We start from the raw sequence: 24,092 nt of genomic DNA on the forward strand, positions 1-24,092 counted from the left end.
TTGGTTAATATGATGGATTTTAAGGTCTTATTTCTTTATTAACTAGATAATATTATTGAGTTTTTGAATTTGTATCTGGATGTGTTTTCGTTGAGAAAATGATGCTCTTTATGTCTGAACGATGACGGTTTGTTTTTTTTAATTCGTTAAAATGAAGAATTTTTTAGTAAATGTTTCGGTTAAACCGAAGTGTTTGCTGGTAAGAGCTGAGTTTGTTATAACAGACGGACCATATATTGATTGAGTACGCCATGTCACATCTTAATTATAATCATCTCTACTATTTTTGGATGGTCTGTAAGCAAGGCTCGGTTACTAAAGCGGCTGATGCACTTTTTCTTACTCCCCAAACTGTAACGGGGCAAATAAAAGCGCTAGAGGATAGGTTGGCGGGGAAGTTAACTAAGCGTAATGGTCGCAGTATAGAGCCAACCGAGTTAGGGCAGTTGGTGTTTAAATACGCTGACCGGATGTTTGGGCTCAGCTATGAGATGCTTGATATTGTTAATTATAGCCAGCGCTCCAATGTGCTCTTCGATGTCGGGGTTGCAGATGCGCTTTCTAAACGTTTAGTCAGTAAAATTTTGATGAGTACCGTGCCGGAAGACAATCGGATTCATTTGCGTTGTTTTGAATCGACCCATGAGTTACTGCTGGAACAATTATCTCAGCATAAATTGGATATGATCCTTTCCGATTGTCCGGTTGATTCGAGTCAGAGCCCTGGTTTATTCAGCAAAAAATTAGGTGAAAGCCACATGGGGTTTTTCTCCAGTGGTGCGGTAGAGCATGGCCAATATCCTGCAGTACTCACTCAGCGTAAATTGTTGCTTCCCGGAGGGCGTACGGCGATGGGACGTAAAGTGAGGCAGTGGTTTGATCGTCAAGGTATGCAGCCGAATATTCTGGGAGAATTTGATGATGCGGCTTTAATGAAGGCGTTTGCTTTGTATCATCCAGATGTGATTTTTATGGCTCCGCTTTTATTACGTTCAGAGATGGAACAGGAAGGTTCTTTACATTTACTGAGTCGTTTAGAAGAAATTAAAGAAGAATACTACGTGATTTTTGCGGAAAGAATGATCCAGCACCCCGCAGTGAAGAGTGTCTGTGATGCTGATTTTAGTCATTTTTTTGAATAATCACGCTTGAATGGAACGCTTGTCTCAATTCGTGGTGCAGGGCTTTTTCGATTTGTTTTGGTGTATATTATTGTTAACAAATAGATTACTATCTGTCAGATTGGTCAATCCATAGCAGGTTCGTTCTGATCTTGGATGCGCTGATATATTTAAACGAACTGCAGTGTTATTTGTCTCTTAAGAGTTATAACTCATCGTCAAAATAATAAGTTGTTGAGCGTACGCTGAATGGCTTCACTTTTACTGTGTCGGATAGCACGTTAAGGTCAGTTTGTTTAAGTTGTTATTTTTAAAGGGGCTTGCTCATGAACCTAGAACAAATGGAACAAAACTCCGCTCAGGCAGTGGTGTTATTAAAAGCCATGGCCAATGAGAGGCGGCTACAAATTCTTTGCTTGTTGCACAATCAAGAACTTTCCGTTGGTGAGTTATGCAGCAAGTTAGAGTTGAGTCAGTCTGCGTTGTCACAACACCTAGCTTGGCTAAGACGGGATGGCTTAGTTGAGACGCGCAAAGAGGCGCAAACGGTATTTTATACCTTGAGCAGTAATGAAGTAAAAGCAATGATTGAGCTTTTACATGGTTTATATTGCGCTCACTGACAGGATGTTCCCCAACTTTGATTGAATGGAAATGAAAAACGATGCCCTCATGACAAAAAATCTTGTTATGATCAACAGAGTGAAAAATCAAAGTTGTTAGATAAATAAAAAACCGGCCTTAGCCGGTTTTTTTATCACTGATGGATATCAAATTCTATTATAGAGCTTTAATCGCAGCAGAGAAACGAGACTTATGACGAGCTGCTTTATTCTTATGAATAAGGCCTTTAGTCGCCATGCGGTCAAGGATTGGTGTAACTACAGCAAACGCAGCAGTTGCAGCTTCTTTGTCGCCAGCAGCAATTGCAGCAACTGTTTTCTTCATATAAGTGCGCATCATTGAACGACGGCTAGCATTGTGCTGACGACGTTTTTCAGATTGGATAGCGCGCTTCTTAGCAGATTTGTTATTTGCCAAGGGTCTAACTCCCAAAAACTTTAGTTCGGTGACAATTTAAGGGCCGGAAATATCCCTTATTTGCACTTAAATGTCAAATGATTTGTGCAAAAACCCGTCTAAACCAAACAAGTTTGGTATCACAAGGCTTTCACGGTTAAGATGGCGTGGATTCTAACAGTATTTTTTGGGCAATGCTAATACTTATCTGATCTCATCCTGACATTCTTATTTAAGATTACGCGATATTATCCTTCATCCAGTGGTTACCCTCACTTGGGAGCGTGATTGTTCAGGTAAGTTGGCGAGAAGGGCGGTTTATGCGCTCTACTCATTCTTTGTATTTATATTCAGTTTTTTTCTTCGAGGTTACTGTGAGTAAACGCTTACTCAAGTCTGGTATTGTTGTCAGTACTATGACCTTTATTTCCCGAGTGTTGGGACTGGTGCGGGATATTGTCGTGGCCAATTTAATGGGAGCGGGAGCGAGTGCCGATGTGTTTTTCTTTGCTAATCGTATCCCCAACTTTTTACGCCGTCTATTTGCTGAGGGCGCTTTCTCGCAAGCTTTTGTTCCTGTCTTAACGGAATATCATGCAGCGGGGGACAAACAGAAAACACGAGAGTTGATTGCCAAAGTCTCTGGTACTCTTGGTTTGTTAGTGACGATCGTGACTTTAATCGGTGTGCTGTTTTCCGGTGTCGTAACGGCGCTATTCGGCGCTGGCTGGTTTTTAGATTGGTTATCGGGAGGTCCGGCTGCCGAAAAGTTTGAGTTGGCCAGCTTATTACTTAAAATCACGTTCCCTTATTTATGGTTTATTACCTTTGTCGCGCTTTCTGGGGCGGTACTAAACACGTTAGGAAAATTTGCCGTCTCGTCTTTTACGCCGGTATTTCTTAATGTAATGATGATTTTATCTGCTTGGTATATTTCGCCTAATCTCGCTAAACCAGAAATCGGTTTGGCAATAGGTGTGTTTTTGGGCGGTTTAGTCCAATTTCTATTCCAACTGCCATTTTTGATCCAAGCAGGTATGTTAGTTAGGCCGAAATGGGCTTGGAAAGATCCCGGTGTGGTTAAAATTCGCACATTGATGATTCCGGCACTTTTTGGGGTCTCCGTTAGCCAAATTAACCTGCTATTTGACTCTTTTATTGCCAGTTTCTTACAAACGGGGTCGATCAGTTGGCTTTATTATTCCGATCGGTTACTTGAGTTTCCGCTTGGTTTATTCGGAATCGCTATTGCAACCGTGATTTTACCAGCTTTATCTCGTAAGCATGTCGATGCTCATCAAGCCGGTTTTGCGCAGACCATGGATTGGGGAGTCAGAATGGTCATCTTATTGGGCATTCCGGCGATGCTCGGATTAATGGTGTTAGCCAAACCGATGTTGATGGTGCTTTTTATGCGTGGTGAGTTTTCTGCTCATGATGTTCAACAGGCGTCACTGTCTTTGTTTGCTTATTCTGCAGGCTTATTAAACTTTATGTTAATTAAAGTTTTAGCGCCAGGTTATTACTCACGACAAGACATTAAAACCCCGGTTCGTTATGGCATTATAGCTATGCTAAGTAATATTATTTTTAATGCGATTTTTGCTTGGCCTTTTGGTTATGTTGGTTTAGCGGCAGCGACGGCCTTATCGGCATTCATTAATATGGCCCTACTTTATCGTGGATTGCATCAGCAAGGCGTGTATAAAGTGACGACCCAAACGCTAGCATTTATTGCTCGTTTAGTTATTGCTGGTGCTGTGATGGTCATGGCGATTTATTGGCAGTTGGATTCCATGGCCGATTGGCTCAAGTGGGGTTTAACTGAACGAGCATTGACTTTATGTGGGTTGATTGTACTCGGAGCGGTTGCCTATTTGTTAACTGCCTTATTGTTAGGGATACGTTTAAAAGATTTAAAAGCGGCGACAGATTAATGACAATTAAGGTATAATCCGTAGGTTTTACATCCATATTAGAGATGCCCTGCTGATCGTCAGTTCTAATCGTGCTGGTGGTGTGTGTTTCTTGCCGTTAATGATGGTTGAGATTCACTTGCGCCAGTCTGTTTTGCGATCGGGTGTCGGTACCATTAAGAATAATAGGTTTTAAGTTTATCCCAATGGAATTGATCCGCGGTATTCATAATATCAAGCCTCATCATCATGGTTGTGTGCTAACTATCGGTAACTTTGATGGCGTGCATCTTGGTCATCAACAAGTATTAAGCCAAGTTTCTCAGCGAGCCAAACAGCTGAATTTGCCTTCCGTGGTGATGACTTTTGAACCGCAGCCCATGGAGCTGTTTTTAACATCGAAAGCCCCCGCAAGGCTTACTCGTTTAAGAGATAAGTTTGTTCAGTTAGGGAAATTAGGCATTGATCGCTTACTGTGCGTTAATTTTAACCACCGTTTTGCTAATTTAGAAGCGCAGGCTTTTATCCGTGACTTGTTGGTCGGGCAATTGGGTGTTAAGTTTCTGGTTGTTGGTGATGATTTCTGTTTTGGACAAGGTCGCAAAGGTGATTTTGCGATGCTACGTCAAGCCGGTGAGCAATACGGTTTCGAGGTTGTCAGTACACAAAGTTTTTGTGTTCAGCAGTCACGTGTCAGTAGTACCTTAATCAGAGAAGCATTGGCCAGCGATCAACTTGCAACGGCCGATACGATGTTAGGCAGAGCCTACAGTATCAGTGGTCGTGTTTCGCACGGTCGTAAACTGGGGCGAACGATTGGTTTTCCAACGGCAAATATTCCTCTTAAACGATGCGTATCACCGGTTTCTGGTGTTTACGTGGTTGAGGTCTATGGTCTTTCGACATTGCCTTTGGGCGGCGTCGCGAATATTGGTCAACGTCCGACAGTCAATGGTGTTCGGCAACAACTTGAAGTGCATCTTTTTGACTTTCAAGGCAATCTATATGGTAAGCAACTTGAAGTGGCTTTATTGCACAAGTTGCGTGATGAGCAAAAATTTGCATCTTTTGATGCACTGAAACAACAAATTGAATTGGATGCTGAGGCAGCAAGGGTGTGGCTGCAGCAGCTTTACAGCGAATCGGTTGATTCCACCGATTCGTATAATGTCTAACGTCGCCCAATACAACGGAATTAAGAATCGATGAGTGAATATAAAGATACCCTGAACTTACCTGAAACAGGGTTTCCAATGCGTGGCGATCTGGCTAAACGTGAGCCAGAAATGCTAGCACGTTGGTACAAAGAAGATCTGTACGGAGCAATCCGTCAAGCGAAACAAGGCAAAAAATCTTTCGTCCTGCACGATGGCCCTCCTTATGCCAACGGCGACATTCATATTGGTCACGCACTCAATAAGATTCTTAAAGACATTATTATTAAATCCAAAACGTTATCAGGTTTTGATGCGCCCTATATCCCTGGGTGGGATTGTCATGGCTTACCGATTGAATTAATGGTTGAGAAAAAAGTCGGTAAACCGGGTCAAAAAGTGACGGCGGCAGAGTTTCGCGAAAAATGTCGTGACTATGCGGCGGGGCAAGTTGAAGGACAAAAAGAGAGTTTTAAACGGTTAGGCATTCTTGGTGAATGGGATAAACCTTACCGGACAATGGATTTTGCCACTGAAGCGAACATTATCCGCGCGTTAGGTAAAATTGCCGATAATGGCCATCTGCTTAAGGGCTTTAAACCGGTTCACTGGTGTACCGATTGTGGCTCGGCGTTGGCTGAAGCAGAAGTTGAGTATAAGAACAAAGTATCGCCGTCGATTGATGTCCGTTTTCGTGCTACTGATGAAGCCAGCTTACTAGCAAAATTTGGCTTATCAGAGGGGCATCAAGGTCATGGGCCGGTTTCGATTGTGATTTGGACTACCACACCATGGACTTTGCCAGCTAACCGTGCGGTTTGTTTACGCAATGATTTAGAATATGTCTTGATCCAAGTTGAAGGTGAGCAACCTGAGCGAATCATCGTTGCTTCTGACCTTGCTAAGCAAGTCATGGATCGCGCTGGTATTGAGCACTTCCATAATCTTGGCTTTGCCACAGGTGCCGAGCTTGAGCTCACTCAGTTTAACCATCCATTCTATGATTTTACGGTTCCCGCCATTTTGGGCGATCATGTGACGACCGAGTCGGGGACGGGTGTGGTGCATACTGCGCCAGGACACGGTCAAGAAGACTTTGCCGTTGGTCAAAAATACGGTCTTGAAGTTGCCAACCCTGTCGGTTCAAATGGGGTTTATCTTTCAGATACCGAACTGTTTGCAGGACAACATGTCTTTAAAGCCAACGATGCGGTGGTTGAAGTATTGAAAGAAAAAGGTGCGTTGTTGCATCACCATGCTTATGAGCACAGCTATCCACATTGCTGGCGCCATAAAACGCCAATCATTTTCCGTGCGACGCCTCAATGGTTTATCTCGATGGATCAAGCGGGTCTTCGTGAACAAGCCTTAAGTGAAATCAAAGGCGTAAAATGGATGCCAGATTGGGGTCAAAGCCGTATTGAAGGTATGATTGAAGGCCGTCCTGAGTGGTGTATTTCTCGTCAGCGTACTTGGGGCGTTCCGATTGCTCTATTTGTGCATAAAGAGACGGCAGAATTACATCCTAACTCGCCTGCTTTGATTGAGAAAGTTGCACAGTTGGTTGAGCAAAAAGGCATTCAAGCGTGGTGGGATGTCGATACTGCTGAGCTCTTGGGTGCTGACGCTGAACAGTATGAAAAAGTACTGGATACATTGGATGTTTGGTTCGATTCAGGCGTAACTCATTATGCGGTTGTTGATACTCGTCCTGAGTTTAACGGAGCACAAGCTGACATGTACCTTGAAGGTTCGGATCAGCATCGCGGTTGGTTTCAATCGTCATTGATCTCATCGGTCGCAATGAAAGGTAAAGCACCTTATAAAGAGGTGTTAACCCATGGATTTGTGGTTGATGGTCAAGGACGTAAAATGTCTAAATCGATTGGTAACGTGGTTGCGCCGAAAGATGTCACCAATAAATTAGGTGCGGATATCTTACGTCTGTGGGTAGCGTCGACCGATTATACTGGTGAAGTGGCGGTGTCTGATGAAATTTTAAAACGCAGCGCCGATGCTTATCGCCGAATTCGCAATACGGCTCGTTTCTTCCTCGCTAACCTTAATGGCTTTAATCCTGCGACGGATATGATCCCTGTTGAGGAAATGGTGGCATTGGATCGTTGGGCTGTCGGTCGTGCATTGGCTGCGCAGCAAGAGATCATCAAAGCTTACGATGAATACAACACCCATGCAGTCGTACAGCGTTTAATGCATTTCTGTTCAATTGAAATGGGTTCATTCTATTTAGATGTGATCAAAGATCGCCAATACACGGCAAAACGCGGTAGCCATGCGCAGCGTAGCTGCCAAACGGCCTTGTATTATATCGTGGAAGCGTTAGTACGTTGGATGGCACCGATCATGTCATTCACAGCCGATGAGATTTGGCACGCGATGCCAGCCAAGCAAGCTGACGGTCAAGCACGCGGTCAATTTGTCTTTACCAGCGAATGGTATCAAGGTCTGGTTGGTTTAGACGAAAGTGAAACGTTTAACAACGCATTTTGGACCGATATCCAACACGTTCGTGGTGCGGTGAATAAGCTACTCGAAAATGCTCGAAATGAAAAAGTGATTGGTGGTTCGTTACAAGCGCAAGTTACTTTGTTTGTCGATGATGCACTGGCCGCTAAGCTTAAGCGACTGCATAACGAGTTACGGTTTGTTTTGTTAACGTCTAAAGCTGAAGTCAAATCGTTGAGTGAAAAAAGTGCGCTTGCCCAAGCCACTGAGATTAATGGTCTATGGGTTGAGGTGAGTAAAGTCGATGCCGAGAAATGCGAGCGCTGTTGGCACCATACCGATGATGTGGGTACGATTGCTGGCCATGAAACCATTTGTGGTCGTTGCGTGTCTAACATTGATGGCGATGGTGAACAACGTCAGTTCGCGTAATCGTATTGGTTTCTTTCATTACCAAGGTTATCTATGACTCAACAGGCATTAACGTTAAAACAATCCGGTGTGCGTTGGCTGTGGCTAGCGCTGCTGATTTTTCTGGCTGACATCGGGATTAAATCGATCGTCATGAACAACATGGGTTATGGATGGCATAATCGGATAGAAGTACTGCCATTTTTTAATTTATTGTATGTTCATAACTACGGCGCAGCATTCAGTTTTCTCAGTGAACAGGCGGGATGGCAGCGTTGGCTATTTACGGCCATTGCTTTTGCTGTCACAGCGTTATTGGTGTATTGGATGCGCCGTTTACCCGCCACGGAGAAATGGAATAATATTGCTTATGCATTGATCATTGGTGGTGCGGTTGGTAATGTTTTTGATCGTGTCGTACACGGTTTTGTGGTCGATTATCTCGATTTTTATTGGAAAACTTACCACTGGCCAGCCTTTAATTTAGCGGATAGCGCGATCTGTATTGGGGCTGCGATGGTTATTTTAGATGGCTTTCGCAATAAAAAATAACAGTTTGAAGTCTCGTCTCATTGAATAACCTTAAGCGTCGTCCGTTGATTCGGTCGGCGCTTTTTGTTAGAACGTGTCGGGAGTATTGCAACAACGCTAACGTGTTTATCACTCAGCGCCGAGATATCGAATAATGAGTGCCCTGTGCATCATTTCTGTTACTGATCATAATAAATCGCTCGATGAGAAGCGATTGACCATTTTAAGGAAGCCTAATAACGTGAGTATCATTACTGATAATTCTGCTGTGACGTTACATTTTACTATTAAACTCAAGGATGGATCGGTAGCGGATAGTACCCATAATATGGGAAAACCTGCCAAATTGATCATGGGGGATGGTAGTCTTAGTGATAATTTTGAACGTCACTTGCATGGTATGCAAGCGGGAGAGAAGAAAGTGATTGAGCTGGCTGCTGAAGATGCTTTTGGATTGCCGAACCCCGATCATATCCATTATATGGATCGTGGTAAATTTGTCGGTGACAGTGACGTCGATGTTGGGACTATTATGGCATTTAGTGGTCCTGATGGGATGGAAATTCCTGGTATTATTACCGCAATCGCTGGCGACTCAGTGACCGTTGATTTTAATCACCCTCTTGCTGGCCAAGAGGTTATTTTCGATGTAGAAATTGTCTCCGTTGATTAATTTATTTTACACTAGCCCGATTTGAATCCATGAGCCATAACATGAAAATATTGTTAGCCAATCCGCGCGGTTTTTGCGCTGGCGTTGATCGCGCGATCAGCATTGTTGAACGTGCATTAGAGCTGTATCAGCCGCCGATCTATGTTCGCCATGAAGTAGTCCATAACCGTTTTGTGGTTGAAGGACTAAAACAGCGTGGTGCTGTATTTGTTGAAGAGCTCAGTGAAGTTCCTGACGATAGCATCGTCATTTTCTCTGCTCATGGTGTTTCCCAAGCGGTTCGTCAAGAAGCCAAAGCACGAGCCTTGACGGTATTTGATGCCACTTGTCCTTTGGTCACTAAAGTCCATATGGAAGTGGCGCGTGCGAGTCGTCGCCATATGGAAGTGGTTTTGATTGGTCATGCGGGGCATCCTGAAGTGGAAGGCACCATGGGGCAATACGCCAGTCAAAAAGGCAAGATGTATTTGGTGGAAAAGCCGGAAGATGTCGATGCTTTAAAAACTCAAGTAAAAGATCCAAGTCATTTACACTATGTGAGTCAAACCACCCTATCCGTGGACGAAACGGCTGATGTGATTGAAAAGCTGCGTGAGGTTTTCCCTGAAATTCAGGGGCCGCGTAAAGATGATATCTGCTACGCGACACAAAATCGCCAAGACGCGGTGCGTATTTTGGCCGAGCAAGTGGACGTGATGGTCGTTGTGGGATCGAAAAATTCGTCCAACTCAACGCGGTTGAAAGAACTGGCAGAAAAATTAGGCACGCCTAGCTATTTGATTGATTGTATTGAGGATATCTCACCAGATTGGTTTAATGATGTCACTATGATCGGGGTAACCGCTGGTGCTTCTGCTCCTGAAGCGTTGGTTAATCAAATTTTGCAGCAAATTAAAGATTTTGGGGCTACGGACGTTGAAGAGGTATTAGGCCGAGAAGAAAATATGTTTTTCGAAGTACCTAAAGAGTTACAAATTAAGCAGATTCATTGATAACCGATTTAATGAGCCTGTTGGCTTAACCGTCACAGGCTAAAAAGGGGCTAATGTATTTAGCCCCTTTTTTACGCCGATCTTAATACGAGTAGCTTAACGATGACGTATTTTGCTAAGCGGTTTCGACCGAGTTCTTCTCAATCTCTTGCTGTTCAGCCAAATCGATATCGCCTTTGCCTTTGGAAATACGCATCACATAGACCATCGCGATTAATGACGTGCTTATTCCAATAATGGTCGAGAGCGTCATGGCTAAGCCAAAGCCCAGCGCACTATTGCTGAGGATAAAGGTCACACAAACCGTGGTCATAAACAGGGCTGGGACGGTTGTGATCCAATGCAACTTATTGTGACGTAGTAGATAAGCGGATGCGGTCCATAACATCATTACCGCGGTCAATTGGTTAGCGAAACCAAAGTAGCGCCAAATAATCGCAAAGTCGACTTGGGTTAACATCCCACCCAGAATAAACAGTGGTAGCGCCATCATGAGTCGATTGCGCAGCGTTTTTTGCTCCATATTAAAATATTCGGCAAGAATCAAACGGCTCGAACGAAACGCCGTATCGCCAGAGGTGATCGGTAAAATTACCACACCAAGAAAAGCCAGTATTCCACCAAATACGCCAAGCAAACCAAAGGAAGCACTATAAACGACATTGCCTGGTCCTCCATTCGCTACCGCTGCAGACAGTGAATCGAGTGAACCGAAGAAAGACAGGGCAATCGTACACCAAATTAGAGCAATGATCCCTTCACCGATCATCGCGCCAAAGAACACGAAGCGGCCATTTTTTTCATTTTCCATACAGCGTGCCATGAGCGGCGATTGCGTGGCATGAAAACCTGAGATAGCACCGCAAGCGATGGTAATAAATAGTGCAGGCCACAGTGGCATATCATTAGGGTTGAGATTACTGAACATATCTCGCATCTCAAAGCCACCAAGAACTTGATGATCGCTCGACCAAGCGATAGCGCTCATTAGCCCCACTGACATAAAAATCAGCAGCGCGCCAAACAGCGGGTAAAAACGGCCAATGATTTTATCCACCGGGACAATGGTGGCGATAATGTAGTAAGCAAAAATGATCACCACCATGCTGGTCATGGTGACGGTGAAATGGGTTTGTGAGTTGATAAGGTTGGTTATCATCCCAGCAGGCGCTGACACGAAGACGACACCGACCAGCAGTAGTAGAACAATGGCAAAAATGTTCATAAAATGTTTGGCGCCATTGCCTAAGTAACGTCCGGTGATCGCAGGTACCGATGCGCCACCGTTACGAATTGATAGCATGCCGGAGAAGTAATCGTGAACCGCACCAGCAAAAATACAGCCGACAACAATCCATAGCATCGCTGCTGGACCGTAAAGTGCGCCCATGATTGGACCAAAAATAGGCCCTACACCAGCAATATTAAGCAACTGGACTAAGTAGACTTTAGGTGTAGACATTGGTACATAATCGACCCCATCGGTTTTGGTGTGCGCGGGGGTTTTGCGTTGTTCATTGATGCCAAAGATTTTTTCAACGGCTAAACCGTAGAGAAAATAACCACCAATCAGCGCGGCAACACAGGTGAGAAACCACAACATAGTCAGTATCCTTTATCAGGTTGTATTATACCTAGCTCACTTTTCGTTGAGTGGCTTAGGTGTAGGATGTGTAGGGGTAAAATCGGTAGAAGACTAAATGAACAATTCGTGACTAGCACGGCGTTTTGTTATCAGTGGTCGTATAATTTATTAAGCGGCATTTAAGCTTGGTAAGTGGTTTTTAATAAAACGTTACAATGGTTAACGACAGTAGATAGGTGACTTATGAAAAGATGGGTAATGGCTTTATGGTTATTAGCAATGCTCGGTTGTGCCGCTAGCGATGATCAACTCGCCGCGAAAGGAGATTGGTATCAAATCGGTTATAACGATGGCATTGCTGGAAATTTACAACGCTCTTATCAAACGCTATCTCAATTAGGTAGTGCCAAGCATGCTGATTATGAACGTGGTTATCTAGACGGTGTTCAAGAATATTGCAACCCTAACTTTGCCTATCAGATGGGGCTCAGTGGACAGTATTACGAAGGCGTTTGCGAGGGGACTGAGCAAGCCCATAAGTTTCGCATGGAATGGCAGCGCGGTTGGCGAGAATACAACCGCTGATGTTCTGCCATGTTCGTTTGTTTAAGGTAAGTAAATAACGCCCAACGAAGTGCTTCGTTTAGCGCCGGTGACCTCCGGTAAGTTGCTTGGTAAACCATGGATCCTTCGCTGGGCTAACCAAGCAAAAGCCATGGCTTCCATATAATCACCATCGACGCCTTTCGCTTGAGTGGGAGCAACCAACCAAGTGGGTAAGTTGGCTTGTAAGCGCTCCATTAACAAGGGGTTTTGTGCCCCTCCACCGCAGACTAATAACTGTGGTGTAGCTCCTTGAGCATACTGATTCACTTGTTCACTAATGGTTTGTGCGGTGAGTTCGCATAATGTACGTTGAACATCTTGCTGGTTTACGCTTAATCCCGCCAATTTGCTTTCAAGCCAAGCGAGATTAAACCATTCCCTACCGGTACTTTTGGGCGCAGGTTGTGAAAAGTAAGTATCTTGTTTTAATCGCTGCAAGAGGGGGAAATCTACCTTCCCTTGTCGAGCCCATTGACCATTTTCGTCATAAGCTCGACCAGTGTGCTGCGCGCACCAATAATCCATTAGCACATTGCCAGGCCCTGTATCGTAGCCGATGACACGCTTATCAGTGGTGAGTACTGAGATATTAGCAATGCCACCAATGTTAAGAACGACGAGAGTTGAATCGGTGGCATTAAAAATGGTTTGGTGAAAAGCCGGGACCAGCGGAGCTCCTTGACCACCCAATGCGATATCTTTACGTCGAAAATCGGCTACGGTGGTGATCCCAGTACGGGTAGCAAGAATGTTCGCATCGCCCAACTGAATGGTAAATGGTGTTTCTCCCGTAGGTTGATGAAAGACGGTTTGCCCATGATTACCAATCGCCGTGATTTGCTCTGGGCGATAACCACTGCGCGCCAGTAATTGTTCTACTGCGTGTGCGTATAGATGACCCAGTTGATGATCCAATTGACCAATCTCGTGTAAGTTGGTGGGCTGGCCTAAGCAAATATTTAACAAGCGCTGCTTGATAGATTCTGGCATCGGTAAACTATCGTGTGCTAATAGTTTGATGGTATTACCAGTAAGGGAGACTAACGCACTGTCGACGCCATCCATACTGGTGCCAGACATGATGCCAATATACAGTTCAGGATTATCCACAAGCGACTCCGATCGTTATACGATTTGCCAAGTGATTGATAAGATAAACGACATTGTAATTGAAAAACTACCTGAATAACTTTACTCGCTATGCTAATTTGCATTTTTATTGCTCGTATCACGCTAACGACACGAGCATGGCGTCGATAATACTCTCAACTTTCTCATTGTATAAGGAGCCAACATGGGACCGCTATGGCTTGATATCGCTGGTTATGAATTGACGGCGGAAGACCGTGAAATTCTCGCTCACCCTACGGTAGGAGGCGTCATACTGTTTGCTCGTAACTATCATGATAACCAACAGTTAATTGCTCTTAATCACGCTATTCGTCAAGCGGCTAAACGGCCAATATTGATTGGCGTTGATCAAGAAGGGGGACGAGTGCAGCGTTTTCGTGATGGTTTTAGTCCAATTCCTGCAGCGCAATACTACGCACAATCGGCTGATGGTGAAGCGTTGGCGTATCGTGGTGGTTGGTTAATGGCTGCTGAACTGATTGCCCATGATATTGATCTCAGCTTCGCCCCAGTATTAGACAAAGGTTTTGATTGCCGAGCGATTGGTAATCGAGCTTTTGGTGATGATGTGCAGAGTGTACTGATCTATAGCGGAGCTTACCTGCGTGGCATGAAAGCGGTCGGGATGGCTACCACAGGGAAGCATTTTCCTGGGCATGGTGCGGTGCTGGCAGACTCACACCTTGAAACGCCAATCGATGAACGTGACTCGATTGCTGATGATATGGCCATTTTCAGTGCTCATATCGAGCAAGGTCTTTTGGATGCGATGATGCCTGCTCATGTGATTTATCCTCATTATGATCCACAACCAGCCAGTGGCTCGGCTTATTGGTTAAAGCAAGTACTGCGTCAACAGCTCGGTTTTCAAGGGATTGTCTTTTCTGATGATTTAAGTATGGAAGGGGCGGCAGTGATGGGCGGTCCAGCACAACGTGCACAGCAGTCTTTAGCGGCGGGATGCGACATGATTTTGATGTGTAATCGACGCGAATCGGCGGTTGAGGTGCTGGATAATCTACCGATCAGTGAAGTACCACAAGCATTATCCTTATTGAAAAAGCAGAGTTTTACTTATCGTGAGCTACAGTCTTCATCAGAGTGGCAGCAAGCGTCTTTGGCAATGCGCCGTTTGGTTGAGGCTTCTGCTTAACTTTAGCGTGGCAATAGGATTCTCTCATTAATAAATTGGGGCTAATAAAACCCCAATTTCTCTTTGAGTTCTTTTAAAAAACGGCGGCTTACTGGGACGATGTAGCCTGAACGGGTGATGATCTCGGCAAGACCGTTGTCTAATAATTTGATCTCTTTGATGGCTTTGAGATTGATCAGATATTGACGATGACAACGTAGCAGCGGCGTTTTTTCTTCTAGGACTTTTAACGTCAATTGACTACTGGCTCGCTGCTGCGCGGTTTGCACGTGCACTCCGGCAATATCACTACAAGCAAATTCGATCTCTCCCGTTGGGATGATCATGATTCGATTGAGGCCGATACACGGAACTTGATCAAGCTGATTGGGGGCGAGAATCGAGTAATCTGGAGTTTTCACTACGCTACGTTGTAAACGTTGGATGGTTTTTTCAAGCCGCGTTGGATCGACCGGTTTAAGTAAATAATCAAAGGCGTTATCTTCAAAGGCTTGCAGTGCATATTGATCATAGGCAGTCACGAAAACCACCTTGGGCATGGTGTCAGGATCGAGCATCGCGAGCAGATCTATTCCAGTAATTTGAGGCATTTGAATATCTAAGAAAACCACATCTGGTTTGTGTTGATTGATTTTTTTCAGTCCCTCAATCGCATTATTCGCTTCACCAATTACCTGCATGTTGCCATTTTCATTCAGTAATTCAATGAGTTCCTCTCGGGCCAAACACTCATCATCAATGACTAAAGCTGATAACGTTACCATCCCTTAAGCTCCTCGTTGTTGTTCAGGAATGAGAAAACTCATTCGCGTGCAATGGTTTGGCTCAACGTCAATTTTAAGCGTTGCTGAGTGACCAAACTTATGGATTAAACGTTTATCGACAATGTGCATTCCTAAACCATCGTGATCGTGTTGTGGCGTTTGATAACTCCCCGCATTATCTTCCACCACTATGCGCTGACCGGCAGGCTCGGCGAGATTATAGATGCGTATTTTACCGCCTTCGAGCAGATTAGATACTCCATGTTTAATCGCATTCTCCACTAAGGGCTGCAAAGTAAAGCTCGGTAATTGACGAGTTAATAGTGGCTCATCGATCGTAATCTCAACTTCTAAACGATCGCTAAAACGTGCTTTTTCAATGGTTAAATAGGCATTCACGTGTGCGAGCTCATCTTGCAAGGTGACCGTTTCAACATTTTGCTTGAGATTACTGCGGAAAAATTGCGAAAGATGCTGAATAAGATCGCGGGCTTTAGCTGGATCACGTCGGATCACGGCGCTAATCGTATTGAGTGCATTGAATAAAAAATGTGGGTTGACTTGAGCTTGCAGTAATTTGATTTCAGCTCGTGAGAGAAGAATTTGTTTCGCTTGATATTCACCATACAGAATTTGGCTTGAGAGTAGTTGAGCAATACCTTGGCCCATTGAGACATTAATGGTTGAAAATAATTTCCGTTTCGGCTCGTACAACTTGATGGTCCCGATCACTCGATCTCCTGCTCGTAGTGGAATAATCAATGCGGAACCCAATTTACAGTTTGCCGATAATGAGCATTGATAGGGATGCTCTTTACCATCAAGATAAATGATCGCATTACGATTTATGGCGTCTAAAGTGCTTTGTGAAGATATCGCGGTATTCGGTCGATGGTGATCATCGCCAACGCCGACAAAAGCGAGGATTTTGTCGCAATCGGTAATTGAAACGGCACCCACATTGGTTTGTTCATAAACAATACGAGCAATTTTATGGGCATTTTCTGGAGTGAAACCTGCCGCTAAAATGCCAACCGAACGTTCGGCGATGTTTAACGCTCGGCGTGAAAAAGTCGCCGAATACTCATCAAAAATGGTTTTCCTATCTTGTAAAATACTCATAAACAGTGCCGCCCCTACTGAGTTGGCGATGATCATCGGCGCCGCAATCGCAGACACGAGGTGATAAGCCTCACTAAACGGCTTAGCAATCAGTAAGATCAAAACCATCTGCACAATTTCAGCGACGAAGGTAATGCCAAACACCACACTAGGGCTAAACAGTAAATGGCGTTTGCCTCGTTTAAGTAAATAAGCATGAAAGATGCCGCCAATCAGCCCTTCTGCAGTGGTCGAAATAGCGCAAGCAAGATCGGTAAACCCACCAAGAGAATAACGGTGCAGACCTCCTGTTAACCCGACAGCAAAACCGACCAAAGGACCACCAAATAACCCGCCCATAACCGCGCCAATGGCTCGCGTGTTGGCTATCGCATCATCAATGTGCAATCCGAAGTAGGTGCCCATAATACAAAACAATGAAAACAGCACATAAACGGTCATTTTATGACTAAAATGACCTGAAATGTTGAGTAATGGCAGAAAGATTGGGGTTTTACTCAGCATATAAGCCAAGACTAAGTAGACACACATTTGCTGTAGTAGGGAGAGGATCAGTTCCATCGATGTTTGCGCCTAGTCATAAAGAGTCAAAGCCGCTATTTTAAGTAACTTGAAGGCAATAAAATACATTGGTTTAATGAATTACTTTTCCAATGCTATGCCGCACCCAGTGTGTAATTTTTAGTTTACACAAATTGTTTTTTTAAATTTACACTTGCAATGTTTTTTTAGCCTGTTATTTTGTGTTTAGTTGAGTTTTGGTCACCAAATACATTTTGGTGTAAATTAAAGATTACAGGTGTAGCAATGAAGAAAAGTGATTTAAGTGACATTAATATCGTTGATGAACAGGTATTGATTACCCCTGATGCATTAAAAGCTAAACTGCCATTAAGTGAAAAAGCCAGACTGTCGATTCGACAATCTCGGCAAACCATCGCGGATATTATCCATAAACGTGATCACCGTTTATTGGTGGTTTGTGGCCCTTGTTCTATTCATGATATTCAAGCCGCAAAAGAGTATGCTAAACGACTGCAGGCATTGGCGGCTGAGCTGAGCGATCAACTGTATATTGTGATGCGAGTTTACTTTGAGAAACCACGTACCACGGTTGGCTGGAAAGGTCTGATTAATGACCCGCATCTTGATGGATCGTTTGATATTGAGCATGGCTTACATGTTGGCCGTCAATTATTGGTAGATTTAGCGGAGATGGGCATGCCACTTGCGACAGAGGCGCTTGATCCGATCAGTCCGCAATATTTAGCCGATACTTTCAGCTGGGCAGCGATTGGCGCTCGAACGACGGAATCACAAACTCACCGTGAGATGGCCAGTGGTCTTTCTATGCCGATTGGCTTTAAAAATGGTACCGATGGTAGCTTATCGACGGCGATTAACGCGATGCAAGCCGCGTCATCAAGCCACCGTTTTATGGGCATTAATCGTGAAGGGCAAGTGGCTCTTTTAACCACACAAGGCAATATGAATGGCCATGTTATTTTACGTGGCGGCAAACAAACCAATTACGATTCCGTTTCGGTCGCTGAGTGTGAACAACAATTAACCGGTTTTGGGTTGGACGCGGCATTGATGGTCGATTGCAGTCATGCCAACTCACGTAAAGATTATCGTCGCCAGCCATTGGTGGCCGAAGATGTGATTCATCAAATTCGCGAAGGAAACCGCTCGATCATCGGTGTGATGATTGAAAGTCACTTAAACGAAGGAAATCAATCAGCGGAGCTACCTAAATCGCAAATGCAATACGGCGTTTCAATCACGGATGCATGTATTGATTGGCAAACGACAGAACAATTATTGCGTCATGCTCACCAGGCGCTGGTGCCTTTTTTAGCAGACCGCTGTAAATCGTAGATAAAGGAACAACGATGGCTGAAGAGTTGAATGCATTACGGGAACAAATCGACGCATTGGATAAACAGATGATTGATTTACTGGCTCGCCGTTTAGCATTAGTTGAGCAAGTCGGAGAGGTCAAAAGCCGTTACGGATTGCCGATTTATGTTCCAGAACGGGAAGCGAGTATGCTGGCGTCGCGCCGTACTGAAGCTGAAGCACAAGGTGTGCCACCACAATTAATCGAAGATATTTTACGCCGAACCATGCGCGAGTCTTACGCCAGTGAGAAAGACTCAGGTTTTAAATGTTTAAAGCCTGAATTACGCTCAGTGGTGATCATCGGTGGTCATGGTCAACTCGGTCGCCTGTTTGCTCGCATGTTTGATTTATCCGGTTATCAGGTCAAAGTACTGGGTAGCCAAGATTGGCATCGCGCCGATGAACTCTTACATAATGCAGGTTTAGTGGTGGTGACAGTACCGATAGATTTGACTGTCGATGTGATTGAGAAACTCAATCAACTCCCTTCCGATTGTATTTTATGTGATTTAACGTCAATTAAATCGAAGCCGTTGGCGGCCATGTTGAAGGTTCATTCTGGCCCTGTGGTTGGTTTACACCCGATGTTCGGACCTGATGTTCCAAGCTTAGCAAAGCAAGTCATCGTGTATTGTGATGGCCGAGGAGTGGAGCAGTATCAATGGCTGCTGGACCAATTTGCGATTTGGGGAGCGAGTTTATGTGCCATTGATGCCCAAGAGCACGATCAAGGTATGACCTTAATTCAAGCATTACGTCACTTCACTTCATTTGTTTACGGTCTGCATTTAAGTAAAGTTAATCCTAATATTGAACAGTTGCTTAAATTAAGCTCACCGATTTACCGTCTCGAATTGGCGATGGTCGGGCGTTTGTTTGGGCAAGACCCAAATTTATACGCGGATATTATTTTATCTTCGCAAGAGAATATTGAGATGATTGGCCGTTTTCAGGATAGTTTGGAACAAGCGGTCGGCTTGCTTAAACAAGGGGATAAACTAGGTTTTGTTAGCCAATTTAACCAAGTGAGCGATTGGTTTGGCGACTATTCTCAGCAGTTTATGCAAGAGAGTCAGCACTTACTTAAACACGCCAGCGATGCTTGGCAACGTTGAGAAACGTTATGGAGCCTCAGTCACTAAATGTTCTAAATCGCGGTGTAAAAGCTCGTCATCACCGATATTGAGTTCTACTAGGCGTTTTAAATGGGCGATACTCTCTAAATCAATATGAACTATCTTGATATGCAGAATACGCTCATTTTGCCGCACCAATTGTCCGCTTAAACGAATCGTGATCTCGCTTTCCGGCAGGGTAAACGCCACGTCTACTAACTGATCGCTATCTAAATTGGGTTCATCGACGGCCCACAAGAGTAAACCTCGTAAAGAGAGATCGTGGATACAAGTCGTGAGCTGTATATCGCCTTGCTGTAACATTGCTGGCGCTTGGTAAAGGATGCGTGAAAACTGTCGACGTTCGATCATAAGTCCTACAATTGCGTAATGAGTACGCATTAAGCATAGCAGAGTGCAGGTGCCTTAACTCGAATTTGGCGCACGAAATAAGGTTTTGTGCAGAGCAAAAAAAGCTACCCGAAGGTAGCTTTAATCTGGGCAACGGGTTATTTGCTGATCCGTTTGTACTTAATACGATGTGGCTCAGCCGCTTGAGCGCCAAGCGTGCGCTTTAGCCATTCCATATATTCGGTATAGTTACCTTCATAGAAGTTCACTTGTCCCTCATCCCGATAATCAAGGATATGAGTGGCAATACGGTCAAGGAACCAACGGTCGTGCGAAATCACCATCGCACAGCCTGGGAATTCCAATAAGGCTTCTTCGAGTGCACGTAGGGTTTCAACATCTAAGTCGTTGGTTGGTTCATCGAGCAGTAGGACGTTGCCTCCCGCTTTAAGCAGCTTGGCTAGATGGACGCGGTTACGCTCCCCCCCAGATAGCTCACCAATGATTTTTTGCTGATCATTACCTTTAAAGTTGAAGCGAGAGCAGTACGCTCGCGCTGGAATTTCAAAGTTATTGATCTTAATGATATCCGCGCCTTCAGAGATCTCTTGGAAGACCGTTTTCTTGTCATCCATGCTGTCACGGAACTGGTCGACCGAAGCTAATTTAACCGTTTCACCTAACTCAATGGTTCCTGAATCGGGCTGCTCAGCGCCACTAAGCATTTTAAATAAGGTTGATTTACCGGCGCCGTTAGCACCGACAATACCAACGATCGCGCCTTTCGGCATGCTGAATGACAGATTATCAATCAGTACGCGATCACCAAACGATTTGGTTAGGTTGTTGACTTCTAGCACTTTATCACCGAGACGCTCACCAGGTGGGATGAACAATTCATTGGTTTCGTTACGTTTTTGGTATTGGCCAGTGGTCATCTCTTCAAAGCGAGCCATCCGCGCTTTAGATTTAGCTTGACGACCTTTTGGATTTTGACGAACCCATTCTAGCTCTTTTTCGATAGTTTTTTGACGGGCACTTTCCCCAGCTTTTTCTTGTTTCAAACGTTCATCTTTTTGTTCTAGCCAAGACGTGTAGTTACCTTGCCATGGAATACCTTCACCACGGTCCAGTTCTAAAATCCAACCTGCAGCATTATCGAGGAAGTAACGGTCGTGGGTAATCGCCACCACAGTACCGCTATAATCAACCAAGAAGTGCTCAAGCCAAGCCACAGATTCAGCATCTAAGTGGTTGGTGGGCTCATCGAGCAGTAGCATATCGGGCTTTTCAAGCAGTAAACGACAAATCGCTACTCGGCGGCGTTCACCACCTGATAGAGTGGCGATTTTGGCATCCCATTCAGGCAGACGTAAAGCGTCGGCGGCGCGCTCAAGAGCGGCTTCTAAATTATGACCATCTTTGGCTTGGATCAGCGATTCTAACTCGCCTTGCTCTTTGGCTAGGGCGTCGAAGTCTGCGTCCGGTTCAGCATAAGCGGCGTAGACTTCATCGAGTCGCTTGAGTGCATGGGCCACATCAGCAACCGCTTCTTCAACCACTTCACGCACCGTCTTATTTTCGTCCAAGACAGGCTCTTGGGGAAGGTATCCCACATTTAAGCCGGGTTGCGGACGAGCTTCGCCATCAAAATCTTGATCAATCCCTGCCATAATGCGTAGGAGTGTCGATTTACCTGAGCCATTGAGGCCAAGCACGCCGATTTTAGCACCAGGGAAAAAGCTTAACGAAATATCTTTGAGGATTTGACGCTTAGGAGGCACAACTTTGCTCACCCGCGACATGGTATAGACGTATTCAGCCATTGCCGATCATTCCTAATCTTTCAAACAGAACAAAGCCATTATTCTATATCAAAGCTAATCCTTTTGTTACTCGTCAGCCAGTTATTTTGCTTGGTTGACGGTTTCTGACTGGGGAAATGAACCACACAATGTGTAAGAAAATTAAATGCAACAAGTAGATTAAGGTTTTTTATTACTATTGACTTCAAGTTTACATCTTACACCTTTACATTTCGCTGAAGAATCTGCGTAATAATGTGAATTGGGAAAGGGAAATAGAAGGGATCATCGCAATGGGGTATCGGGTTTTATTGAAACGGCATAAGCACAGTTCATCAATGCTGCTCGGCTGCGTTTTGATCGGTGCAATGAGTTTTAGTCACTTAGGGGTTAGCAAAACCTTAGACTTAGAAGCGCAACGTGAATTGTATGAACAAGCACACCAATGGTTAGATAATAAAGATGTCACACGTTTCAAAAAAGCGCGCAAACAGATAGCCGATTATCCATTAACACCATATCTCGACTATCGGAGCTTTTTGATTGATTTAGGTGATAAATCTCCGATTGTGGTGCGTAATTTTATCGATAGTCATAAAACATTTCCTTTTTCAAATCGGATCAGTGCACCTTATTTTGATGCTTTAGCGAGTCAGGGAAAGTGGGCGGAGATGTTGAAGTTTTCACCGAATGAACCCAATGGAGAAACGTATCGCTGTCACTATTATCATGCCAAGTTAAAAACTGGGCGTTACAACGAAGCCTTCGTTGGCGCTAAAGCGCTGTGGCAAAGTGGCGCAAGTGTTTCTTCGGCTTGCGATCCGCTCTTCACGGTGTGGGAGCAGCAAGGTGGCTTGACGGATAGTCTAGTTTTACAACGTATGCTATTGGCTTTTGAAGGGCGAAATCGGTCATTAATGCGTCATTTAGCCAGTAAGCTGGATGGCAAACCGACACATGCAGAAGCGTTGGCAATGATCGGCTTGTACGACAAACCTGAAACGGTAGTGAGTTTTATTACCCAGTATCGCGATAAAACCCTGTTGTATCGTCAGGTGGAGCTGGCGTTAGAAAAAGCAGCGAGAGCCGATGCGATTCAAGCCCAACGGTTATGGATATTAGTTGATAAACAGCTAGATTGGTCGGATTCGTTGCGTGCTCGGACTGGGCAATATATCGCTTTACGTATGATGAGTGTCGAACCACCTGAGCTTCAACAATGGCGCGATAGTATGATTATGGGCAGTGATAATACCCACTTAATTGAAACTCGAATACGTTTAGCGTTGCGCAGTATGGATTGGCAGGGAATAGCTAAGTGGATAGAGCAATTACCCGCAGAAGATAAAGCTTCAACGCGTTGGCAATATTGGTTAGCACGCAGTGAATTACAAGCAGGACAAGCGGAACAGGGACTGAAAAGAATGCGTAGCTTACTCGGGTTACGTAATTTTTATAGTGTTGCTGCAGCAGAAGCATTACAACAATCTATTCAATACCCAAGTTCGACGCTCTCTTTAAATCGCGAGTTGATTAAACCTTATCAAACAGAGCTCATTCGCATCGGTGAGTTGATTGAGCGCGATAAAATCGCCGCAGCGAAGAGCGAATGGAATTGGCTATTGCAGCGAGTGGAACAACCCAGCAAAGAGATGCTCGCGGTCTATGCTGCCACACAACATTGGTATCATTTAACGGTCCGCGCGACGATATCGGCTAATTTATGGGATAACACTCAGTTACGTTTTCCTCTCGCTCATCAATGGTGGTTCAATTTTTATGGAGAGAAACATGGTATTGATCCGATTACCTTGATGTCGTTGGCGAGGCAAGAAAGTGCGATGGATATCGAAGCGCGTTCTCCTGTTGGTGCTCGGGGCATTATGCAGGTCATGCCGACAACGGCTCGCTATACCGCGCAAAAATATCGTTTAAGTTATCAACATGAGGATGAGCTTTTCCAAGTCGGTAAAAATATTGAAATTGGCAGTCACTATTTGAATGATTTATTGGCGAGATACAACAATAATCGTATTTTAGCTTTTGCTGCTTACAATGCTGGCCCCAGCCGAGTCGATCGCTGGCGAGAACAGACTCAAGGTCAGTTAGATGCTTATGCGTTTATTGAGGCGATTCCATTTCGCGAAACCAGAGGCTATATCCAAAACGTGTTGATGTTTGAAACTTACTATCGCGATGTGATGGGAGTAAATGGCCCATTTTTAACCGACAATGAGTTGCAGACTATGTATTGATTCCCTCGCAGTCTGT

At 44.6% G+C, this 24,092-nt stretch carries 20 protein-coding genes; 13 read left to right on the top strand and 7 right to left on the bottom strand.

The annotated features are described in order from the left end of the window. Window positions 1–251: 251 nt before the first annotated feature. Together nhaR and FKN93_RS06505 are read left to right on the top strand one after the other, a co-directional pair. The gene (nhaR, locus tag FKN93_RS06500; protein ID WP_154170268.1) at window positions 252–1,142 is read left to right on the top strand and encodes a transcriptional activator NhaR; all 891 of its coding nucleotides are present in this window, start codon (window positions 252–254) and stop codon (window positions 1,140–1,142) included. 305 nt (window positions 1,143–1,447) lie between these two features. Further along, complete coding sequence (locus FKN93_RS06505; protein ID WP_158138840.1) at window positions 1,448–1,744, top strand: metalloregulator ArsR/SmtB family transcription factor; 297 nt, start codon at window positions 1,448–1,450, stop codon at window positions 1,742–1,744. A gap of 157 nt (window positions 1,745–1,901) precedes the next feature. Here FKN93_RS06505 and rpsT read toward each other — a convergent pair whose 3' ends face one another. Next, window positions 1,902–2,162 (bottom strand): 30S ribosomal protein S20, encoded by a 261-nt coding sequence (rpsT, locus tag FKN93_RS06510; RefSeq protein ID WP_004394128.1) that lies wholly within the window; start codon window positions 2,160–2,162, stop codon window positions 1,902–1,904. A 353-nt stretch (window positions 2,163–2,515) separates the two neighbouring features. Here rpsT and murJ point away from each other — a divergent pair, with 353 nt between their 5' ends. The 6 genes from murJ to ispH all read left to right on the top strand — a co-directional run bounded on the left by murJ (window position 2,516) and on the right by ispH (window position 10,284). Next, window positions 2,516–4,078 carry a murein biosynthesis integral membrane protein MurJ gene (gene murJ / locus FKN93_RS06515; protein ID WP_161425084.1) on the top strand — a complete coding sequence of 521 codons (1,563 nt, stop codon included), beginning with the start codon at window positions 2,516–2,518 and terminating at the stop codon, window positions 4,076–4,078. A 185-nt stretch (window positions 4,079–4,263) separates the two neighbouring features. Further along, window positions 4,264–5,232, top strand: a complete 969-nt coding sequence (ribF, locus tag FKN93_RS06520) for a bifunctional riboflavin kinase/FAD synthetase (RefSeq protein WP_040903781.1) — start codon at window positions 4,264–4,266, stop codon at window positions 5,230–5,232. 30 nt (window positions 5,233–5,262) lie between these two features. Next, a complete protein-coding gene (ileS, locus tag FKN93_RS06525) occupies window positions 5,263–8,109 on the top strand; it encodes an isoleucine--tRNA ligase (protein ID WP_170904717.1) in 2,847 nt (948 codons plus the stop codon). Window positions 8,110–8,142: 33 nt separating this feature from the next. Further along, a complete protein-coding gene (gene lspA, locus FKN93_RS06530; RefSeq protein ID WP_040903778.1) occupies window positions 8,143–8,640 on the top strand; it encodes a signal peptidase II in 498 nt (165 codons plus the stop codon). A gap of 220 nt (window positions 8,641–8,860) precedes the next feature. After that, window positions 8,861–9,292 carry an FKBP-type peptidyl-prolyl cis-trans isomerase gene (fkpB, locus tag FKN93_RS06535; RefSeq protein ID WP_040903775.1) on the top strand — a complete coding sequence of 144 codons (432 nt, stop codon included), beginning with the start codon at window positions 8,861–8,863 and terminating at the stop codon, window positions 9,290–9,292. A gap of 29 nt (window positions 9,293–9,321) precedes the next feature. Next, entirely contained in the window at window positions 9,322–10,284 is a 963-nt protein-coding gene (ispH, locus tag FKN93_RS06540) for a 4-hydroxy-3-methylbut-2-enyl diphosphate reductase (protein WP_040903774.1), read from the top strand. A gap of 115 nt (window positions 10,285–10,399) precedes the next feature. Here the strand turns inward: ispH and FKN93_RS06545 are convergent, their stop codons facing one another. Further along, a complete protein-coding gene (locus FKN93_RS06545) occupies window positions 10,400–11,887 on the bottom strand; it encodes a carbon starvation protein A (RefSeq protein ID WP_004394121.1) in 1,488 nt (495 codons plus the stop codon). A 225-nt stretch (window positions 11,888–12,112) separates the two neighbouring features. Between FKN93_RS06545 and FKN93_RS06550 the strand changes: the two genes are divergently transcribed. Next, on the top strand, window positions 12,113–12,454 hold the full coding sequence (locus FKN93_RS06550; RefSeq protein WP_040903772.1) for a DUF2799 domain-containing protein: 342 nt from the start codon (window positions 12,113–12,115) through the stop codon (window positions 12,452–12,454). A 21-nt stretch (window positions 12,455–12,475) separates the two neighbouring features. Here FKN93_RS06550 and FKN93_RS06555 read toward each other — a convergent pair whose 3' ends face one another. After that, a complete protein-coding gene (locus FKN93_RS06555) occupies window positions 12,476–13,585 on the bottom strand; it encodes an anhydro-N-acetylmuramic acid kinase (RefSeq protein ID WP_004394119.1) in 1,110 nt (369 codons plus the stop codon). 184 nt (window positions 13,586–13,769) lie between these two features. Here FKN93_RS06555 and nagZ point away from each other — a divergent pair, with 184 nt between their 5' ends. Continuing rightward, entirely contained in the window at window positions 13,770–14,759 is a 990-nt protein-coding gene (gene nagZ, locus FKN93_RS06560; RefSeq protein ID WP_004394118.1) for a beta-N-acetylhexosaminidase, read from the top strand. A gap of 41 nt (window positions 14,760–14,800) precedes the next feature. Here the strand turns inward: nagZ and btsR are convergent, their stop codons facing one another. Together btsR and FKN93_RS06570 are read right to left on the bottom strand one after the other, a co-directional pair. Beyond that, window positions 14,801–15,523, bottom strand: coding sequence for a two-component system response regulator BtsR (btsR, locus tag FKN93_RS06565; RefSeq protein WP_004394117.1), 723 nt, complete (start codon window positions 15,521–15,523; stop codon window positions 14,801–14,803). A gap of 3 nt (window positions 15,524–15,526) precedes the next feature. Continuing rightward, window positions 15,527–17,206, bottom strand: a complete 1,680-nt coding sequence (locus FKN93_RS06570; RefSeq protein ID WP_004394116.1) for a sensor histidine kinase — start codon at window positions 17,204–17,206, stop codon at window positions 15,527–15,529. 246 nt (window positions 17,207–17,452) lie between these two features. On the opposite strand from FKN93_RS06570, the gene FKN93_RS06575 reads away from it, so the two are divergent. Next, the gene (locus FKN93_RS06575; RefSeq protein ID WP_004394115.1) at window positions 17,453–18,526 is read left to right on the top strand and encodes a 3-deoxy-7-phosphoheptulonate synthase; all 1,074 of its coding nucleotides are present in this window, start codon (window positions 17,453–17,455) and stop codon (window positions 18,524–18,526) included. Between the two features lie 14 nt (window positions 18,527–18,540). Further along, the gene (gene tyrA, locus FKN93_RS06580) at window positions 18,541–19,665 is read left to right on the top strand and encodes a bifunctional chorismate mutase/prephenate dehydrogenase (protein WP_004394114.1); all 1,125 of its coding nucleotides are present in this window, start codon (window positions 18,541–18,543) and stop codon (window positions 19,663–19,665) included. Between the two features lie 6 nt (window positions 19,666–19,671). Here the strand turns inward: tyrA and FKN93_RS06585 are convergent, their stop codons facing one another. Both FKN93_RS06585 and ettA read right to left on the bottom strand, forming a co-directional pair. Continuing rightward, window positions 19,672–20,037, bottom strand: coding sequence for a PilZ domain-containing protein (locus FKN93_RS06585; RefSeq protein ID WP_040903853.1), 366 nt, complete (start codon window positions 20,035–20,037; stop codon window positions 19,672–19,674). Between the two features lie 137 nt (window positions 20,038–20,174). Then, on the bottom strand, window positions 20,175–21,842 hold the full coding sequence (ettA, locus tag FKN93_RS06590) for an energy-dependent translational throttle protein EttA (protein WP_158144741.1): 1,668 nt from the start codon (window positions 21,840–21,842) through the stop codon (window positions 20,175–20,177). A 236-nt stretch (window positions 21,843–22,078) separates the two neighbouring features. Between ettA and FKN93_RS06595 the strand changes: the two genes are divergently transcribed. Next, entirely contained in the window at window positions 22,079–24,076 is a 1,998-nt protein-coding gene (locus FKN93_RS06595) for a transglycosylase SLT domain-containing protein (RefSeq protein ID WP_306687567.1), read from the top strand. Window positions 24,077–24,092: the final 16 nt, after the last annotated feature.

Source organism: Vibrio sp. A8-1 (genome assembly GCF_013048685.1).
GTDB lineage: Bacteria > Pseudomonadota > Gammaproteobacteria > Enterobacterales > Vibrionaceae > Vibrio > Vibrio metschnikovii.